The organism is Bacillus sp. LH1 (assembly GCF_057924895.1).
The window spans coordinates 2,153,060-2,172,633 of record NZ_CM175007.1 but is presented as its reverse complement, the minus strand read 5'-3'; the positions used below and the strand labels follow the sequence as shown (position 1 = coordinate 2,172,633).

General features: G+C 33.4%; 16 protein-coding genes, 1 pseudogene and 2 other annotated features. Of the genes and pseudogenes, 3 read left to right on the top strand and 14 right to left on the bottom strand.

The window, feature by feature from the left end; all coding sequences use genetic code 11:
• Window positions 1-66: 66 nt before the first annotated feature.
• From ACX9TM_RS11405 to ACX9TM_RS11390, 4 genes are all read right to left on the bottom strand, one after another.
• Window positions 67-759 (bottom strand): aspartate/glutamate racemase family protein, encoded by a 693-nt coding sequence (locus ACX9TM_RS11405; protein ID WP_000848563.1) that lies wholly within the window; start codon window positions 757-759, stop codon window positions 67-69.
• 180 nt (window positions 760-939) lie between these two features.
• Window positions 940-2,142, bottom strand: a complete 1,203-nt coding sequence (locus ACX9TM_RS11400) for an iron-containing alcohol dehydrogenase (RefSeq protein WP_001158674.1) — start codon at window positions 2,140-2,142, stop codon at window positions 940-942.
• A 79-nt stretch (window positions 2,143-2,221) separates the two neighbouring features.
• Window positions 2,222-3,661 carry a GntP family permease gene (locus tag ACX9TM_RS11395; protein ID WP_000424337.1) on the bottom strand — a complete coding sequence of 480 codons (1,440 nt, stop codon included), beginning with the start codon at window positions 3,659-3,661 and terminating at the stop codon, window positions 2,222-2,224.
• A 204-nt stretch (window positions 3,662-3,865) separates the two neighbouring features.
• Window positions 3,866-4,531 (bottom strand): HAD family hydrolase, encoded by a 666-nt coding sequence (locus tag ACX9TM_RS11390; protein WP_065382521.1) that lies wholly within the window; start codon window positions 4,529-4,531, stop codon window positions 3,866-3,868.
• Window positions 4,532-4,721: 190 nt separating this feature from the next.
• On the opposite strand from ACX9TM_RS11390, the gene ACX9TM_RS11385 reads away from it, so the two are divergent.
• Together ACX9TM_RS11385 and ACX9TM_RS11380 are read left to right on the top strand one after the other, a co-directional pair.
• On the top strand, window positions 4,722-5,519 hold the full coding sequence (locus ACX9TM_RS11385; RefSeq protein ID WP_000028911.1) for a lipid II flippase Amj family protein: 798 nt from the start codon (window positions 4,722-4,724) through the stop codon (window positions 5,517-5,519).
• Window positions 5,520-5,554: 35 nt separating this feature from the next.
• The gene (locus tag ACX9TM_RS11380; protein WP_000155287.1) at window positions 5,555-6,130 is read left to right on the top strand and encodes a nucleotidyltransferase family protein; all 576 of its coding nucleotides are present in this window, start codon (window positions 5,555-5,557) and stop codon (window positions 6,128-6,130) included.
• A 36-nt stretch (window positions 6,131-6,166) separates the two neighbouring features.
• Here ACX9TM_RS11380 and ACX9TM_RS11375 read toward each other — a convergent pair.
• The 9 genes and pseudogenes from ACX9TM_RS11375 to aspS form a co-directional block, all read right to left on the bottom strand.
• Window positions 6,167-7,041, bottom strand: a pseudogene (locus ACX9TM_RS11375) (alpha/beta fold hydrolase).
• Between the two features lie 75 nt (window positions 7,042-7,116).
• Complete coding sequence (locus ACX9TM_RS11370; protein ID WP_000814537.1) at window positions 7,117-8,457, bottom strand: sodium-dependent transporter; 1,341 nt, start codon at window positions 8,455-8,457, stop codon at window positions 7,117-7,119.
• 116 nt (window positions 8,458-8,573) lie between these two features.
• Window positions 8,574-8,822 (bottom strand) — a binding site (T-box leader).
• 129 nt (window positions 8,823-8,951) lie between these two features.
• Entirely contained in the window at window positions 8,952-9,335 is a 384-nt protein-coding gene (locus ACX9TM_RS11365) for a PepSY domain-containing protein (RefSeq protein WP_000780494.1), read from the bottom strand.
• Window positions 9,336-9,443: 108 nt separating this feature from the next.
• On the bottom strand, window positions 9,444-10,403 hold the full coding sequence (locus ACX9TM_RS11360; protein ID WP_000731146.1) for a PepSY domain-containing protein: 960 nt from the start codon (window positions 10,401-10,403) through the stop codon (window positions 9,444-9,446).
• Between the two features lie 19 nt (window positions 10,404-10,422).
• On the bottom strand, window positions 10,423-11,781 hold the full coding sequence (locus tag ACX9TM_RS11355; RefSeq protein WP_063220597.1) for a sensor histidine kinase: 1,359 nt from the start codon (window positions 11,779-11,781) through the stop codon (window positions 10,423-10,425).
• A 3-nt stretch (window positions 11,782-11,784) separates the two neighbouring features.
• On the bottom strand, window positions 11,785-12,468 hold the full coding sequence (locus ACX9TM_RS11350) for a response regulator transcription factor (RefSeq protein WP_000504581.1): 684 nt from the start codon (window positions 12,466-12,468) through the stop codon (window positions 11,785-11,787).
• Window positions 12,469-12,596: 128 nt separating this feature from the next.
• Window positions 12,597-14,027: an SLC13 family permease gene (locus ACX9TM_RS11345; RefSeq protein WP_065382311.1), complete on the bottom strand. Its 1,431-nt coding sequence runs from the start codon at window positions 14,025-14,027 to the stop codon at window positions 12,597-12,599.
• A complete protein-coding gene (locus tag ACX9TM_RS11340) occupies window positions 14,024-15,208 on the bottom strand; it encodes a glycerate kinase family protein (RefSeq protein WP_061457143.1) in 1,185 nt (394 codons plus the stop codon). Before ACX9TM_RS11340 ends, ACX9TM_RS11345 begins: the two co-directional genes overlap by 4 nt.
• A gap of 173 nt (window positions 15,209-15,381) precedes the next feature.
• Entirely contained in the window at window positions 15,382-16,680 is a 1,299-nt protein-coding gene (aspS, locus tag ACX9TM_RS11335) for an aspartate--tRNA(Asn) ligase (RefSeq protein WP_000377334.1), read from the bottom strand.
• A gap of 105 nt (window positions 16,681-16,785) precedes the next feature.
• Window positions 16,786-16,998: a binding site (T-box leader), on the bottom strand.
• A gap of 222 nt (window positions 16,999-17,220) precedes the next feature.
• Between aspS and ACX9TM_RS11330 the strand changes: the two genes are divergently transcribed.
• The gene (locus ACX9TM_RS11330) at window positions 17,221-17,700 is read left to right on the top strand and encodes a hypothetical protein (protein WP_001167912.1); all 480 of its coding nucleotides are present in this window, start codon (window positions 17,221-17,223) and stop codon (window positions 17,698-17,700) included.
• Between the two features lie 106 nt (window positions 17,701-17,806).
• Here ACX9TM_RS11330 and ACX9TM_RS11325 read toward each other — a convergent pair whose 3' ends face one another.
• Window positions 17,807-19,318 (bottom strand): M36 family metallopeptidase, encoded by a 1,512-nt coding sequence (locus ACX9TM_RS11325; RefSeq protein WP_065211741.1) that lies wholly within the window; start codon window positions 19,316-19,318, stop codon window positions 17,807-17,809.
• Window positions 19,319-19,574: the final 256 nt, after the last annotated feature.

Below are 19,574 nucleotides of genomic sequence, written 5' to 3'. Positions count from 1 at the left end.
CATTATAAAGTATTTTCTGAATGTTTTCCAGATATACGAATTAAGTTTACATAATATAATTATAATCTATTTATCTAAAGCTACCTTGACTGCTTCAATTGCATGTATATGGGTCGTATCAAATATCGGGACTGATACGTTTTCTTGCTTTATTAATAAACCTATTTCCGTACAACCTAATATAATTCCTTGTGCTCCTTCTTGTACTAATTCTTCTATAACCCTTTTATAATACTCTCTAGATTGAACTACTATTTTTCCTAAACATAATTCTGTATATATTACTTCGTTTACTTTTTCTCTATTTGTTCCTGATGGTACTATTACTTTTATATCATGCTCTTCAATACGTGACTTATAGAAATCTTGCTCCATTGTATATTTAGTTCCAAGCAGACCAACCTTTTGAATGTCTTTTCTTTTAATTTCTTTTGCAGTTGCATCAGCAATATGTAAGACTGGAATATCAATTTTTTCCTTTATTTTTTCAACTACCTTATGCATTGTATTTGTACAAATGATTATAAAGTCTGCTCCTCCCTTTTGTAATGAATATGCCGCATTCCCTAGAATTTCTCCAGCACCATCCCAATCTCCGCTAGACTGACATCGTTCAATCTCTTCAAAATCCACACTATTAATCAAACATTTTGCTGAATGTAGCCCTCCTAATCTCTCTTTTATTTCTTCATTAATAATTCGATAATATTCAGAAGTTGATTCCCAACTCATGCCACCTATAAGACCTATCGTTTTCATATAAACACCTACCTAAACTATTTTTATAAAACTAATAACAACGTTTTATTGTGTATATTATACATAATAAAACAAGACTTTAAGTTTGGAATATAAAGTCTTGTTTTAACGGAAATATGGAAATAATAAAGAATAATTCTACTTTCATTTCCAAGGAAATTTTTATAGAATATTCTGAAATTAACAATCTGATGTTTTTATAAATTCTTTATACTTATAATTAAAACACTCTCGATACAGCTCTTTGATTTCATCATATGATGGAACACGTGGGTTATTAGCTGGGCTACCACTTTCAATTGCATCTGATGCCATTTTAGAAATAGCATTTTCAAATTCAATTTCATCGATTCCGTATTCTTTTAAATTTGGAATACGAAGATCAAAGCAAAGTTTTTTTATTTCACCAAGTGTGTAGTCTGCTACTTCCTCATCAGAATTCGAATACAAATCCTTATTTAAACTACGTCCAATTTTTGCTAACCTTTTCATTGCACTTGTTTTTGTAAACTCTAACACTGTAGGTAATAGTATGGCATTTGATATTCCATGCGGTACATGAAATAATGCTCCCACTGGCCTTGACATTCCATGAACTAATGTAACTGATGCATTAGAAAATGCAATTCCAGCTTGTAAAGAAGCAATCATCATCGCTTCTCTTGCCTCCATATTACGTCCATCTTCATATGCTATACGTAAATATTTCATAATACTTTCAATAGCTGAAAGAGCAAGTACATCTGTAAGTGGTTGTGAAAATTTAGAAATATAAGCTTCAATCGCATGACATAACGCATCTATTCCTGTTGCTGCCGTAATTTGTGGGGGTAACGAACTTGTCAAAACTGGATCTATAATTGCTACTTTCGGTATAAAACTAGGATGCTTCATCATCATTTTTACATCTGTTTTTTTATTCGTAATTACTGCTACACTTGTAACTTCCGATCCAGTACCAGAAGTTGTTGGAATTGCAATAAGTGGTAGTGGATTGTTTTCTATTTTAATATCCTTTTGGACATAATCCTCAACTTCTCCACCATTTGTATATAAAACCGCTACCGCTTTCGCAGCATCAATACAACTTCCACCACCAATACCGATAATAAAATCGCACTTTTCCTCTTTACAAAGAGATAACGCTTCTAATACGTGTATATTTGTAGGCTCAGCATCCACTTTATTATATGTACTAACAGTAATACCTTTCTTATTTAGTTGTTGCATACACTTTTCAACATATCCTAATTTCTCCATAATTGTATCAGTAACTATAAAAGCTCTTTTCCCTAACTTTTTTGATTGTTCTCCCAGTTTTTCAAGCGAATTCCTTCCATATAATACCGACTTTGGCATACGAAACTCAGAAACCTCTTGCAAGTCCCCCACCCCTTCTTATCCTAATTAATATTTTATAACATAAATTATCGATTTGATGAATCTTTACGATTCAAATTTTTTAATAGAGTCCTGTTAAAGTATAGAATGCGATAACTAAAAATACAGCAACCGTTTTCAAAATTGTAATAGCAAATATATCTTTATATGACTGTTTATGTGTTAATCCTGTTACTGTAAGAATAGTAATAATAGCCCCGTTATGTGGTAGTGTATCCATTCCTCCTGATGCCATTGATACGATACGGTGCATAACTTCTAATGGAATATCAAATTGATTGGCCGCTGCAATAAATTTATCTCCCATTGCACTTAATACTATTCCCATTCCTCCTGATGCCGAGCCTGTAATTCCAGCTAAAATATTCGTCGTTACTGCACCATTCACTAACGGATTTGTGAAAGTAGCAGAGATGCCATCTCTCATAATTGCGAAACCTGGAAGTGCTGCAATGACACCACCGAATCCAAACTCAGCTCCTGTATTCATCGTTGCAAGTAGCGCTCCACCAATACTTGTATTCAATCCAGCTTGGAAACCTGTTACTACTCGCTTCCAATATAATAATAACGTTGTTAAGATCCCTATAATAAGTGCCAATTCTACAGACCAAATTCCTACTACTGCACTTAATTCTACTTTTCCAAATGCTTTCATACCAATTGCAGAAAAATCAAAACCGCTTGGATACCACTTCGGTATCATAATAGTAAACACTTTATTCATTACACCTACTAAAATAAGTGGTATAAATGCAATAAGTTGTTGTGCTCTTGTGATTTCAATGTTATTAGTTAATGGCATATTTTTTTGTTCTACTTGCAAAGATGCTGCCATTTCAGTATTTCCATCATTAAAACCAAAGTATCCTTCACCTGCCCCTTTTGCCTTCTTACGTCTACTCTCTAAATATAGTAAACCTACTGTAAGAACAAAAATTGCTCCTACAATCCCAAGTATCGGTGCAGCATAAATATCCGTTTTAAAAAATGTTGTAGGTATTACATTTTGAATTTGTGGTGATCCAGGTAACGCATCCATTGTAAACGTTACTGCTCCAAGAACAATCGTTCCAGGGATTAAACGCTTTGGAATATTAGCTTGTCGAAACAACTTAGCTGCGAACGGATAAACAGCAAACACTACTACATACACACTAACACCACTATACGTTAAAATAGCCCCCATTAATACAATCGCTAATATAGTACGTTTTTCACCAACTAACTCAATAATTGTTTTTGCGATAGAATCTGCAATTCCTGACATTTCCACTACTTTTCCAAATATTGCTCCTAATAAAAACACAGGAAAATATAATTTTATAAATCCAACCATTTTCTCCATAAAGATATTAGAAAAGAAAGGTAATACATAACTAGGTTCTGTCAAAAATACTGCAAATAATGCAAATATCGGTGCGAATAAAATAACAGAAAAACCTCTGTATGCTACGAACATAAGTAAACTTAGTGCTAATAATATAATAACTAACTCCAATTTTACCCCTCCATTAAACAGAATATTCTAAAATTTATTGATAAATTTCTACTAATCTTTTAATTCTGACATCCCTCCTCTTATTCATACAAATTTTTATGCTAAAAATGTCTAATTATAATTATTCGATTACATATGAAAAATCCCTTTAAACAGAAACGAATTCATCGTCATACGTTATAAAGGGATTGCTAGAATCTATATTTACTGCTGTATTAAATTTTTCTCTACACAAAAATGATACAGTTCTTCAACATCTTTCACTATGTAGGTCGCACTAACTTCAGTCAGTTCTTTTTCACAGCCATAGCCATATAAAACACCAATTGAAGCAATTCCATTCTGATTTGCACCTATTATATCGTGCTTTCTATCACCAATCATTATCATTTCTTCTTTATTTAGTTCTTCATTTTTTTGTAAAATATGAGCAATTATTTCTTCTTTTTTTATTCTCGTACCACCTAAATTACTTCCAATGATGTCTTCGAAATAATTCGTTAATTGAAAATGCTCTATAACTTGTTTCGCAAATACAGTGGGCTTTGAAGTTGCTACAAATATGCGATTCCCTGAACTTTTTAATTGTTGCAAGAGCTTCAGAATCCCCTCGTATACATTATTTTCAAACAATCCACGCTGCTTTAAATACTCACGGAAGTAAAAAACTGCACGTTCAACCTCTCCTTCACTCATATTATATCTCTCTACGAATGATTGCTGAATAGGAGGACCTATAAATGAATCTAACTCACTTATATGTACTTCTTCAATTCCTACTTTTTTTAACGCATACAAAACCGAATTTACAATTCCTTCTTTCGGATCCGTTAAAGTTCCATCTAAATCAAATAGAAATGTTTTATACATGTTTCATTCCTCCACTTAATTTGCTGTATAAATAACTGCTAACATCTCTTCCACTTCTCCCTATTATACTATCATTATCTATTTTTTCGAAAAATCAATTTCCATATGTCACATACTTTCAGTTACAAAATACGATAGATATGATAAAGTAAAAAAGTTACAATTATTTTAATAGAAACTGGTGAAACAAATGTCAATTACGTTAATTTTTATAATGGCTTTCACAATTGTAATCCACGCAGTTGAAACAAGCTCTTATAGTATTCGATTAGCGGGGGTTCGTTTAAAGAAGATTGCTGTCGCATTATCCGTCGTAGGAATCGTATTACTCATTTCAAGAACGTCAAACTTACTACAAGCCTTTTTACTTGGCGGGATTGTGGACGAAGCAAAACTAGATCCTTCTATTGATTTAGAGCATATTATACGTCTTGTACTATTATCTGCTTCTATCGGTACATTGCTTGCGATTATACTGTATCCAACTTTGACAAAACTATTTGGATATGTCATTCAAAACTTTGAAACAGACGGTTCTTTCATTCGAATGATGAAAACGAATAACATTCAAAAATTAAAGTACACAAAAAAATATGTCCGCTTTCCAAAGTTAGAAATGATTCATAGACTGCGTATCGGCGGTATTCCAAAGCGTATAATGCTTATTAACATGTTCGCTACTGCAATTTATACAGCGGGAGTTCTTTCCGCACTATATGCTTCTTTTTTAATTCCAGCTTTCGCAACAAAAGCCACTACAGCTTCTGGTCTTATTAATGGTTTTGCTACTATTTTATTAACAGTGCTACTAGATCCACGTATTGCTCTTTTAACAGAGCGAGCTCTTCAATCAGAAGAAGGTGCTGAAGCAATGAGTAAAATGTATGCTTGGCTAATGATTTCTAGACTTTTTGGTACATTACTTGCTCAACTGTTATTCATACCAGGTGCTTACTGGATTACATGGATTATAAAGCTTATGAATTAAATTTACTCTCTAAAAAAAAGCAGGTGAGATAACAAATGACTATACAAACAGAACAAGATATCATTCGCTTAATAGAAAACGACGAATGGATGATGAATGTATTACAAATGGCAAAATCACTAGAGCTACCTGATTGGTGGATTTGTGCCGGATTTGTTCGTTCTAAAATTTGGGATACTTTACATGACTATGAAGCTAAAACGGCTATGCCTGATGTTGATGTAATTTATTATGATAGTCTACATCAAGATGAGATATACGAACAATCATTAGAAACGAAATTAATGAATATTGATGCTACTATCCCTTGGTCTGTAAAAAATCAAGCTCGTATGCATGTAGTGAATAATATGCCACCATATTCTTCTTCTGTTAATGCTATATCTAAATTCCCTGAAACAGCAACGGCTTTAGGAGTTACACTTGATGAACTAAACAACGTTATCTTAACAGCCCCATGTGGTATTGAAGATGTCCTTTCCTTACAAGTGAAACCAACAGCTCATTTTCTTAAATCGAAAGAACGATTACATATGTACAAAAACAGAGTTATAAAAAAGAATTGGCAAAGTAAGTGGCCTAGCATCACAATCACATATCCAGAAATTTAGAAAGGGTGCCTCTCATTTATAGAAGCACCCTTTTCTTCATTTCAAAAAATGTATGACTGTTTCTGCAAATCTATCTGCTTCCTCATAATGAGGTGAATGACCGCTCTCTTCAAATACGATATACTTGCCGTTTCGGGCATCTTTATTAAATGTTTTAATTTGTTCTTCACACGTTACTACATCATGTTTTCCTACTATTAATAACATTAGATTTTGTACATCTTTTATTTTTGATAATAATGATGTATGACATGCTCCCTCTAATTTTAATCTATCAAAGTGAATTTTGGAGCGATTTGAAAATATTTCCCACTCTTCATCACTGTATAAACTCTCATCTGTCCTATCTTCCTTATTATTGTAAATCTCCATTCTTTTTTCTTCTAATTCAGCGCTTAATCTTATATAAGCTTCTGACAACTCTTCTGAACTAGCATCGCTAGATGAATAAGCAAAGCATTCTTTTGCTATTTCTTCTTTTCCATACTTTTTTAATAAATGCCCTGTTTTTTGTAACAAAGCCCTACTTGTTAATGCAAAATTAAAAGTTGGTCCTTCAAATATTATTTTCTCTATTGAACTTGGATATATCGACGCATAAAGCAATGCTACATATCCACCGAAAGAGTGTCCAATTATAGACCACTTCTCAATTTGTAATACTTTTTTAATTCCTCACAGTCTTCAATCAAATCATTTAATCCAAAAGCTTCGTCTTCAGTAATTTCTTCTGAGCGACAAACACCTCTTTGATCTATCATAATTACATATAGAGAATCTTTTAAACGTTCCGCTTGATGAAATGAAAAATCATAACAACTTTCTCCTGGTCCACCATGCAAGTATAAGACTGGCTTATTTTTAGGATTTCCATGTGTTTCAACGTATAGCTTTTTCCCTCTAATATTCATGTATTTCCCTGCTTCTATCAAATTTTCCTTTATGATCACCACCCCTTTTTTTACTGAATATTATAACATTTAATATTAAATAATTCCTATCACATTTAAGAAGACGATAATTATTGCAAGTGGTGCTACAAATCGAAGTAAAAATGCCCAACAAGTAAATACTTTCTTTCCATAATTTCCACCTACAAAAAACTCTGCTTCTAGTACCTTCTTCTCCATTTTGAATGAAACGAAAATACTAATAAATAGTGCTCCAAGTGGCATTAATATATTACTAGATAAGAAGTCTACTGCATCAAAAATATTCTTTCCGAAAATCGTAATATCACTCCATACTCCAAATGATAACGCTGATGGTATACCTACTAAGAAAATGCCGAAACCGATCAGCCATGATAATTTCGTTCTCTTTTCTTGTTCACCATTTGCTAATGCTGAAACAACAGTTTCTAGTAGAGAAAATGCTGATGTTAATGTCGCAAATGTAAATAGTGCAAGAAATACTGTTAAGAAAAATCCACCGAATGGGATTTGACTAAATACAGATGGTAATACGATAAATAGTAATCCAGGTCCTTCTGTTGGCTCCATTCCTAATGAAAATACGGCTGGAAAAATAGCAAGACCTGCAAATAATGAAACAAATAAATTTAATCCAACAATTGTTATTGCTGATTTTGGTAAACTTTCTTTTTTATTTAAATAGGAACTATACGTAACCATAATTGAAATCCCGATACTAATTGCAAAGAATGATTGCCCCATTGCGAACAAAATACTTTCCGAAGTAATCTTTGAGAAATCTGGTTGTAAGAAAAACTTCACACCTTTCATTGCATCATCAAGTGTTAACGAACGAATAATAAGAGCGACAAATAAAACGAACAATGCTGGCAACATATATTTACTTGCTTTTTCAATTCCGTTTTGTACACCCTTTGATACAACCCATATCGTAATGAACATAAAAGCGAAATGTCCCATAATAGCCCAAGCAGGATTCCCAATTGTTTCAGTAAATAATGTGCCGTAATTTTGTCCTGGCGTAATCAGTTGTCCAGTTATTCCTCTGAATAAATAAATTAATACCCATCCACCTACAACACTATAAAATGAAAGTAGTATAAAACACGTTCCAACACCAAGGCGTCCAATCCAATGCCATCCTGTATTTGGTGCGATGCTTTTAAATGCTCCAACTGCTTGTTTCTGCGTACTGCGTCCAATCATAAATTCAGCTATAAGTAGCGGTAGTCCAATTAAAACAGTAAATAATATAAATATTAAAAAGAACGCTCCTCCCCCACTCTTCCCAGCGATATAAGGGAACTTCCATATCGCACCAAGTCCAATTGCTGATCCGGCTGCCGCCATTATAAAACCTAATTTCGAAGTCCATTGCTCCGTCTGTTTCATCTCATTTTCCTCCCAATTAAATCTTTTTATATAAATAAACAAATTTTATAAACCTATTCAAATAAACCCTCCATTTCTTCTTCCATATAATAAAAAAACGGCCTAGCATCTCTATATAAAGAGACGCTAAGCCATTTACTTAACGCGGTACCACCCTTATTGATTCCATTATGAATCCACCTTAGTAGTAATCGTTTGATTACAAACCTAATATCGAAGGTTAACCGTTAAGATTTACTAAGAATGTAATTCCGTTCCACCTTACTGCTCCCAGGCGAGTTCAGGATGTCATTTGACTATGTCACACCAACCCATAGCTCTCTGTACAAATACATGACCTTACTACTCCTATTCAACACATTGTAATATTTAGAATATATTTTCTTTTGAAATTAATATGAAGTATATCGGTTATATTTGTAACTGTCAAGGAATATGTTAATTTTTTTCGAAAAGAATGTTCTGTTGTAATTTTGTACAATAGGGCGATGTTATTAATCATCTAGATCATCATACTCCATATCGTCTTCACCTTGGTCATCATCTTCATCTTCATTTTTAATAAATTCAAATTCCTTTTCCGCTATAATATTCCCGTTTTTCTTCTTAATATATATTTCTTCCTCATCTTCGTTTGTTTCTACCTCTATTTCATATACACCCTTATCATCCATACGTTCTACATCAATTTCCTCTACAACTCCATTTACCTTTTCAACTGCAATTTGCTTAGCTATTTCTGGACTAAACTCTTTACTTTCGTAACTTTTTTCTTCTCTCTCTTTATATCGTATTTCTTCATGTTCCATTGCATTTACACCATATGCTGTCCCTCCAGCAATGAAAAGCACCATCACGATTCCAATCCATAATTTCATTCCATGTTCCCCCTCTTCATTTCTTTCTTACTTACATACTAAAATGTTAAAATGAAAAAAAACTGTGAGAAACATTAAAATTTGATGAGAATCCGTTTATTTTTGTGATTATCCTTCGTCATCATCATCTTGATTATCATTGCCTTCTTCTTGATCATCGTCATCTTGTTGTTGAGATGGCTCCTTTTGCTGAATAGCGTTATTTACTGCTGTAGTTGATAAAATTTCTCCTGTTATTGTATGTACTCTTACATCAACAGTTTCAGTTTGTTTTTTTATAATAATTTGGTAAGTAGCCGTACCATTTATATCAATTATACTTACCTTCTCAATAAATCCACCTTGTATTTTTTGTAACGCAACTTCTTTCGCCTGTTCTTCTGTTATAACTTTTGGTATTTGTGAACTACCAATTAAAGCGCCTGTAGTTTCTTCAATTTCTACGATTACATTTTCACTTGCACTTTTCTCTATTTCTATTACATATATATTTTTTTCATTTTTTTGCTCAAGCCTAATTCCCTTTACATTCCCTGGCACTTGCTGCACTGCAATTTCTTTTGCCTGCTCTTCTGTAATTTTTGTCATCGGTTTTTCTGACAATTGAATTTTACCAGTTGTTTTTTCAATCTCAACTACCTTACTTTTCTTATCATTTGTTTCTACCGTAATTACGAACACTTCTATCTCATTTCTCTTTTCTAATATAGTATGTTTAATTACACCTTGTACTTCCTGTAGCGCCATTTCTTCTGCTTTCTCTTTCGTTATTGTATTACTTTTTAATGCTATTTCTTTTGCACGTTTTACCTCCCCATTTTTGGCATCTACTATTATTTCATATAAACCTTGTTCATTTGAAAGGTTTACCCTATAAAAATCTTGTTCCCCTTTATTTACTAATTTCATACTTTTAATTTTCCCAGGATACTGTTCAGATACAATACTTTGAATTTGCTTCTCAGATAATATTCTTTCTCCTTGCTTTGAAACAATACGTTGTGATACAAACGCTACACTTACAACCGCAAAGCAAACGAACAATGCAATTTTCCATTTCTTTTTCATTTATAAAGCTCCTATCCCTTTATAAAAAATGAGGTAAATTTACTGTAACTTTCGTCCATTTTCCTTCTTCACTTTCAAGTTGTATATCTCCTTCATGAGCATCAATAATTTGTTTGGCAATCGATAAACCTAAACCAGTACCCCCTGTTTCCCTGCTCCTCGCTTTATCAACTCGAAAGAAACGATCAAACACTTTCTGTATATCTTCCTTAGGAATTCCCATACCGTAATCTTGAATAGAAAAAAAGACTTTTTCTTTTTGTATTCCTACTATCATATCGATTGAATCTTTACTGTATTTCATTGCATTATCTAATAAAACTACTAATACTTGTTTTATTTTTTGTTCGTCAATATTTACAATAATCTTTTCTTCCTCTGTAATAACACGAAAATCTCGATTATATGTTTTTTCTAGTTGTTCCGCAGTCATCTTACATAATCGAACTAAATCTGATTCTTTCGTTTCCAACTTCCACTCTGCACTACTGTTGGCAAGCAGTAACATTTGATTTGTCATGCCTTTCATTCTTACTGCTTCAGAGTATATCGCCTCTACAGATTCTTCTAAAACATCTTGTTTTTTCATTCCCCATCTTTTTAATAATTTCGCATAACTTTCAATAACTGTTAACGGTGTTCTTAATTCATGCGAAGCATCTGAAACGAACTGTTGTTGCTTTTCAAAGTTCTGATGTAATAAATCAATCATTTTATTAAATGTCGTTCCCATTATGTGCAATTCATCTTTTGATTTATTCTCAAGCGGTATTTTTTTGAATATCCCTCTATCTTGTATATGCTCCATTGTTTGTATTAAAGAATTTACAGGTTTTAAAATGAGTTTACTTAACATTCTTCCCGCAAAAAAAGATGGAATTAAAACGAAAAGTGATGCAATAACTAATACATTTTTTAACATATTTAAATTCTCTTGCAAACTATCTAAACGTTCTGTCATTTCTAACGAAACGATTTTCCCATCATTCCAAATGATTGGCATTTTTATATAAGCAAATTCACCCTCGTTCTTCTCATAAATTCCAGCGGATTCTTTTCTTTCAAATTTCGTATTTAATGCCGGAATTGGTTTTGTACTATCTACTTCTTGCCTAATCATTACCTTTGAATTTTCATTAATAATTCTAATCATACCGTTTGAAGGTAAGTATGGTTGCAATAGACTTATTGCATCTACTTCTTTTGCTGAATCTGCGTTCATTCCATCAATGATATGTATTGCCTCACGTTTCAATCGTTCTAACTCTCCGTTCGTAGTCACTTTATAAAACAAAAAATATATTGAACTATTAATAATTAATAAAATAAGTAGTAACCATACTGTAGAGAATAAATATATTTTATTTTTAATTTTCATACATTACCCCTTTAAGACATACCCAACACCTCTAACAGTGTGAATAAGTGGTACGTCCACATTACAATCTACTTTTTTACGCAAATATCTAATATATACATCAACAACATTTGTATCGCCATAATAATCAAATCCCCAAACATTCGTTACAATTTGCTCACGGTTTAACACTTGATTTTCATGCTTCATTAAAAAGAGTAATAAATCAAATTCACGTGGTGTCAAGTCGACTAGATTATCCCCTCTTTTCACTTCTCTCGTTTTCTCATCTAAATATAAATCTGCAATTTGATAACTACTATTTTCCTCTTCTTTTACTACATTTGAAATTCTTAAACAAGCACGAATTCTCGCTAATAATTCTTCTATTTGAAAAGGCTTTGTGATATAGTCACTTGCTCCTTGATCTAAACCACTAACCTTGTCAACAACTGAGTCACGAGCAGTTAATAAAATAATAGGTATTACAGCATTTTTCAAACGTATTCTTCGAAGAACTTCTAACCCACTTATATTTGGAAGCATTACATCAAGTAATATTAAATCCCAGTTACCATTGCTGAACTTTTCCATTGCCTCTGTACCTGTTTTTGCAATTTCACTTTCATATCCTTCAAATTCTAATTCTAACTGCACGACACGAGCAATTTTTTCTTCATCCTCAACGATTAAAATCCTTTCTCCCATAAAAGCCTCCTATAATATATATTTGCACCATTTTAGTATAACAAGTAATACTTTCCTTCAAAAGAAAAAATACCCAATATATTTTATCCTTAATGAAAAAAATCAGGAATGAAATATATTCCTGATTTTTAAAGAGACAATCCAACCCATTGCCAATATGCATAGTAAAATATAACCATTACAAATATATAAATAATGCTTAAATAACTACTTAATTTTAATAAATCTTGTGGTTGAAAAGTTTCTCTATCACTTTCTTGAAATAATAATAGTGCCTTAGAACTGACCGGAAAGGTTAAACAATAATTCATTCCAACAATACCTATAAATAAGACAGCTACTTCATTTAATTGTAGACTAGTTGCAAAGTATAGTAGTGGCGGAATAAAAATTACTGCTCTCGTAGTGTGAGATGTAATATATAAATGTGATGTTACGGAAAGAATAACAATTACTAGTAGCACAATGAAAATTGATTGATCATCAATAAATTTTGTTACAGAAAATAACTTCTGCATAATCCATTGCGCTGCACCACTTTCCATTAATGATTTTCCTAATGCAATTGCTGCTCCAACAAATAAAATTAAGTTCCAGGAGACACCTTTCAAACTTTCTTTCCACTTCATCACACCGACTTTTGGTAAAGTTAATAAAAAAACTCCGATTATAGTTACAGTAGCAATTTCCAAACCGTGTAACGACTCTGTTAACCAAAAAGTTACCATCGCTATTAAAATAGTTATTGTATATTTTTCATTTCTTGATAATTTAACCTGCACTTTTTTCGGCTGTAGTTTCGTCTTTACTTCTTCTTTATCTAAAAATAAAAATAATATTACGCGACAACATATAAAGCTCATTATGACTCCAAATGGTAATCCCCATATTAACCACTTTACGAACGTAATGTTTTTATTATTAAATTCCTTTAACATATCTAGCGCGATTAAATGTGAGCCTGCACCAATAATTGTGGAACTTGTTGAAACTAAAATAACAGTAGGCATTAAAATTGCTAATGCTTTCGTAATTCTTCTACTTCCAATTTCTTTAGATATAGCTTGAAAAACAGGTAATACAACCGCTGCGCGTCCCGATGTAGATGGAATAAAAAAGGCAAGTATTTGAATACTCATCGTTAAAATCCAGCATAAGCCTGATATATTACGAGCGCGATTTACAACAAAGTACGTCATTTTTTCAGCTAGACCGGTAATTTGAAGTGCTCTTCCTAAAATAAACGAACCGATCATAAGCCAAATCACATCCGAAGCTAGCGAATCAAATAAAAGATCTTGCTTTGCTGTTCCTGAAATAATTAGAAATAATACAGAACCGAGTGCAATATAGGCCGAATTTATCGTTGTTGTTGTCCATAATATAATTGCACAGCAAAATCCAAACAAACTCCATTTCGCTTCCATCGTTAATGATGATGGAAGCAAAAGAACTATTTCTGCCATTAATATAAGCGCTACGGGAATAACCCAAGATGGCTTAGTTTTCGGATTATCAGTACTATTCACATGTAATTCCACTACATTTTTTTCAATCATGATACGTACCCACTTTTATTCAGCCGAGAAGCGATTTGATAACCGACTAACACTGTACGCATCGTACTCTCTGTACAATCACGAAGCCATTTCTCTGCATTTGAAAATGCATTTTCCAAAGAAGATGGCATTGGTAGTATACTTGTATATGCATCAATTCCATAATCATAATTAATACGTGCTCCTTTACCGACTGTCCCTACTAACGCTATTACTGGTAACCCATATTTTTTTGCACATTTAGCCACCTCAGCTGGAATTTTTCCACGTGGTGTTTGAAAATCTATACTTCCTTCCGCGGTAAATACAAGATCACACTTTAACAATAGTTTATTTAAATCCATATACTTCATAATAATATCGTATCTCGGATGAAGTGTTGCCCCAATTAAAGCTTGTAGTCCAGCACCAAGACCGCCAGATGCACCACTTCCTGGTGTATGATGTACATCTATACCTATATCTTTTTTTATAATAGAAGCATAGCGCTCCAATGCTTTTTCTAGTTCTATTACTTGTTCTTCGTTAGCACCCTTTTGCGGACCAAACACTCTAGCTACTCCATGCTCACCGCATAATTGATTAAACCAATTACAAGCAACATCGATTTGAACATGCCTTAATCTAGGATCTACTTGTAATGTATCTATTTTCGAAACTTGTAATAAAGATGTTCCTCCTTGAATTTGCAATTCCTTTCCATCTCTATTTAAAAACTTTACACCTAATGCTTGAGCCATACCAGCTCCTCCATCAGATGTACCTGAATCACCACACCCTATTAATATACGATCTACCCCTTTATTTAAAGCTAATTCTATTAACTGTCCAACACCATGAGTAGTCGTTTTTCTTGGATCACGTAAATCTCTCGGTACAAGGCGTAGCCCAGCCGCCGCAGCCATTTCAATAACAGCTGTACGCTCACCATTTCTCGTTTCAAAAACACCAAAATAAGATTGTATCTCATCTCCAACAGGTCCCATTACTTGTACTTTATACATTTTTCCACCAGTAATATTTATAATTGTCTCTGTAAAACCTTCCCCACCATCAACCATTGGTAAAGTCTCTACAGTAGCAAGTGGCATAACTTTTAAAATCCCTTCTTTCATTACATCAGCAGCTTCCTTCGCCCCTAAACTTTCTTTAAATCCTGATGGTACAACTAAAATACGCATGTATTATTTCTCCCTTCACCTTATATATCTTTCGTATCTACGGCTTATATTAAAGGTGAAAAAAGAGAGCACAATTAAGCTTACATTAAAATCTGGTGAGAAAGTGCTGAATTTTAGGAACTAAAAAACCGTTGTACTATAAAATAGCACAACGGATACATTCCTCCTCATTATTAAGGGATAAGTCTTGTACAGTCTCTTGGAAAAGCACTAGCCTCTCGTACATTTGTTAATTCTAATAGTTTATATACAATCCTTTCTAACCCAATTCCGAAACCTCCATGTGGTGGACAACCATATCGGAATGTATTTAAATAAGATTGAAATTTCTCTGGATGTAATCCTTTTTCTTTAAACGAAGCGAGTAACAATTCATAATTATGAATTCGCTGTGCCCCTGACGTTATTTCTAGCCCTTTATATAATAAGTCGAATGAATCAGTAATAGCTGGATTCTCTTTATTTTGCATCGTATACATCGGTCTCGCTTCTTTCGGATAATGTGTAATGAAAACAAATTCACTATTATATGTTTCCTTTACATATTTCCCTAGTAACTTTTCACCTTCTGTATCTAAATCCCCTACAGGAGATTCTTTACGATACTTACTTTTCAAAATTTCTTGTGCTTCTAACAATGTAATTTTAGGTATTTCAGTAATAACAGGTACTTCTATTTGTAATAGTTGTAGTTCTATTTCACATTTTTTCGCTACTTGTTGAAACATATATCGTAAAACATCCGTTTCTAGTTGCATCACTTCATAAAAATCATGAATAAAACCAAGTTCTACGTCTAACGATATATATTCATTCAAATGACGGGAAGAATTATGATGTTCCGCTCTATATACAGGTGCAATTTCAAAAACTCGTTCTAACCCACCTGCCACCATCATTTGCTTATAAAACTGTGGTGATTGTGCTAAATAAGCTTCTTTTTGGAAGTATGGAAGCTTAAAAACATTTGCTCCTCCTTCTGCCCCTTGCGAAACAATTTTCGGCGTAAAGATCCGTGTGAAATCGTTCTCTATAAGAAATTCACTAAAGCTCTGAACGAGTGTAGATTTCACTTTAAAAATCGCTGCGGTTCGCTCATGCCTTAATGATATTACTCGCTCATTAAGTAGTTGATCTAAGCCAACTTGTAACTTCTTTTTATTTATTTCAAATGGAAGTGGCTCTGCACCGTTTATTACTTTCACTTCATGAGCAAGTACTTCAACACCCAATTCTGTTTTCGACGTCTCGACTGTTTCACCGATTACATGGACAACACTTTCTACATCAACTTTATATCCGGCCAATTCATTTTCTAATACACATTGAATTACTCCTGTTCTGTCCCGTAATAATAAAAAACTAACATTTCCAAGATGTCGAATCTTTTTTACCCATCCTTGAAGTAATACAACCTTTCCGCTTTTCTTTGTACATTCTTTTGTGAGTGAACGCTTCATTATTGAATCCATTATTTTTCCCTCCAGTAATTTTATATTTATTTACGTTATTGTTGTCATCGTCATCATCCACGGTCACTCACCCCCTTTCAAAGAATACAAAAATCCGCCCCTATAAATAGGGACGGATTTTTTCCGCGGTACCACCCAAATTGTCATATTGACCATCTTAGCCCTGATAACGGTAGGTACCGTTTGCTTTTACTAATAATCACGTTCAAAGCAACACTCACAGGTGTCTTTCCATCATGCGGTATCGCAACCTTCCCAGCAACCGGCTGCTCTCTGTAGACCTTTGCACCATGTACTTTTCCTGATCATCACTTTTTATATTTACAGAGTATTCTAACTCCTCAGCTTATAAAACGCAAGCTTTTTTTGAAACATTCTGGTTTTATAACTCCTAACTTCTTCTAAAGTGTGAAAAGTTAATTTTGTAATACATATTCTTATGTATTAAATCCAAAATTACACCTTTAACATTTTCCAATTTTTACATAAAAACTAATTCATTTACGCATATTAATAAAAATTTTAAAGCGAGGTGTGTTTATGCAAAAAGCAATTAGTTTCTTTCTCCTTTTGTTTTGCTTAATTGTAGTAAACGAAACGTATGCCTATTCACCAAAATCTTTACCAATCTCTCAAAACTCTGATCAATGGCAAGTGAATATTGATAAACCGAAAAAAACAAACAAGAATATGCTTCAAGCTAAAAAAGATGAATTTCAAACATATCATTTTTCAGTAAAGAATGTCGGGAATAGTGAAGTATATAATGTAAACGTCGAAGTATTCCGCAACGAACCAAATAAGAAAACGAAATATGAACTCTTTTCCCTAAAGGAAAGTCGTTTGGCAAGTGGAAAAACTGGATTTGAACACGCTAATTTACCCGTTGCTACAAAAGCAGATGAAGTTGATGTTATTATTACATGGCAAGAACACCCATTCCGATCGATGCGAAATGGTCAAAAAGTTGAATCTAGAAAATTTAAAGAGCATTTTGTTTTTAAAGAAGCCAAAAAGTAAATGGGATACGGATATATTCACACTATCATTGATATAGCTTTATTTACTAGTACCAGTTCTTAAGCAAATTAAAAAGTCGTGGCTTATAATGCCACGACTTTTTATATTAATTCGTACTAATGCCTCTCGCTGCCCAAATGCGATCGATATCAGCAGCATGTTGTCCGCCATATAAAAGAGCATCCGCTTGCTTAATCGCTTTCGCTCCATCACTGAATTTAGAGTTTGGTGTTAATGACCAGTGTGATTGTAAAATGATTTTTGTTGCTACATCACGGCCAAAAGCTTGTGCCATTTCGTATTGGCCTTGAGCCCAAATTTCACCATCATCATGCACTTCATTCGTTATATCTTTCGGATATACTTTATTCGTATCTAATCGGCGTAAGCATGTTGGATCTGAACTAGAATAAGCTGTCGCATCCCATTCTCCAACACATGCTTTACCATATCCAGTAGTCGATACAGCATCTTCATACGTAGCACCTAGGAAGTCGCCAAATCCTTCTCCCATCGCTCCGCCTTCTGCTGAACTACCAAAGCCAGGAACTTGGTTATCTTGGATTGAATGTCCGTATTCATGTGCGATAATTCCAGCATCTTCTGCATCATCAACACCGCCAGTACCAAATGTTAAAGCTTTCGTTGTCGGTGAATAGAATGAGTTATCAGCTGTTGTTCCATTCACATTCACTTTAATCGAACGATTATTAATATTTTTAAATCCTAGACTTTGAATGTAACGTTGCAATGTATCAATATGATAATATGACATCACATCTTCAAAGCTATCATTTGCACGTGTATAGTTAAATTGTAAGTTTGTAGATTTTGTTCTCGCTTTTGAAGAAATCGTTACATACTCTCCAATTAAAAATCCTGTTCCATCTAAACCTTTTAACGTAACAGTTTTCAGTTGGTTCGTTAGAGCTGTTGAATCTGCATCGTTATTATCTTTTAAGCCTACTTTACTACCGCTAGATACAACTGGGTTAGGTAAAAATACTTTTCCTGACCCTTCAGCTTTTCGGTTTATATCAACCTTTTTAATTAACTTTCCATTTTCTGCATCAATAAATGTTTCCCATGCACCAAATGGATTATTAGAATGGACTACAACTTTATATACTGGACGAGCAATTCCTTCTTCAACAATATATCCGAACTCTTTATCTGTAGGAGCCCATAAATTTTGCTCACTTGCTTCTCCAACATACGCCATTGATTTTTGTATTGCATCTTTTTCACTAATTTTTGTCGTTACTTCCTTCACACCTGTAACAGGCTGATAATCAGAAACAGCGAGTACTCCCTTTCCCTCTCCGTTAAGCGTAACTGTTATTTGTTTTGAAAATACAGGTGCACCATTAACAACTTGTTGGAACCTAACATATGAAGCTACTGACGTTTCTGTTGTAGAAATATATTGCAAGTCTGAAAGGTCTGTTTTCAATCCATACTGCGCAGCATTTTCTTTTAAATATTCAGTTGCTTTTTTCTGTGGCGAATAAGCTTCTAACTTTACTTGCTGTTGTTTTTCCAATGCCGAAACCGTAGAAATCGTCCCCATTATTAACGGTACAGTCATTGCCATTGCCACCATTTTTTTATTAAACATAGAACCACTCCCCCTAATAAAGTAGCTCAACCTTATCCCATTACCACTAGGCAATCATTCCCCGCAAAATGGATGGATAAAAATTGAATCTACGAGTAATTCTCTATGAACACTTCTATTACCTTTCCATTTAGGGTAAGTGAAATTTTCTCAATATTTATGTATAAATTGAACACAATACTGTAGAAATATATTTCTACAGTATTGTGTTCGGTACGCTATGAAAAAAGACAATTGCTAGTGGTCCTATCGAATG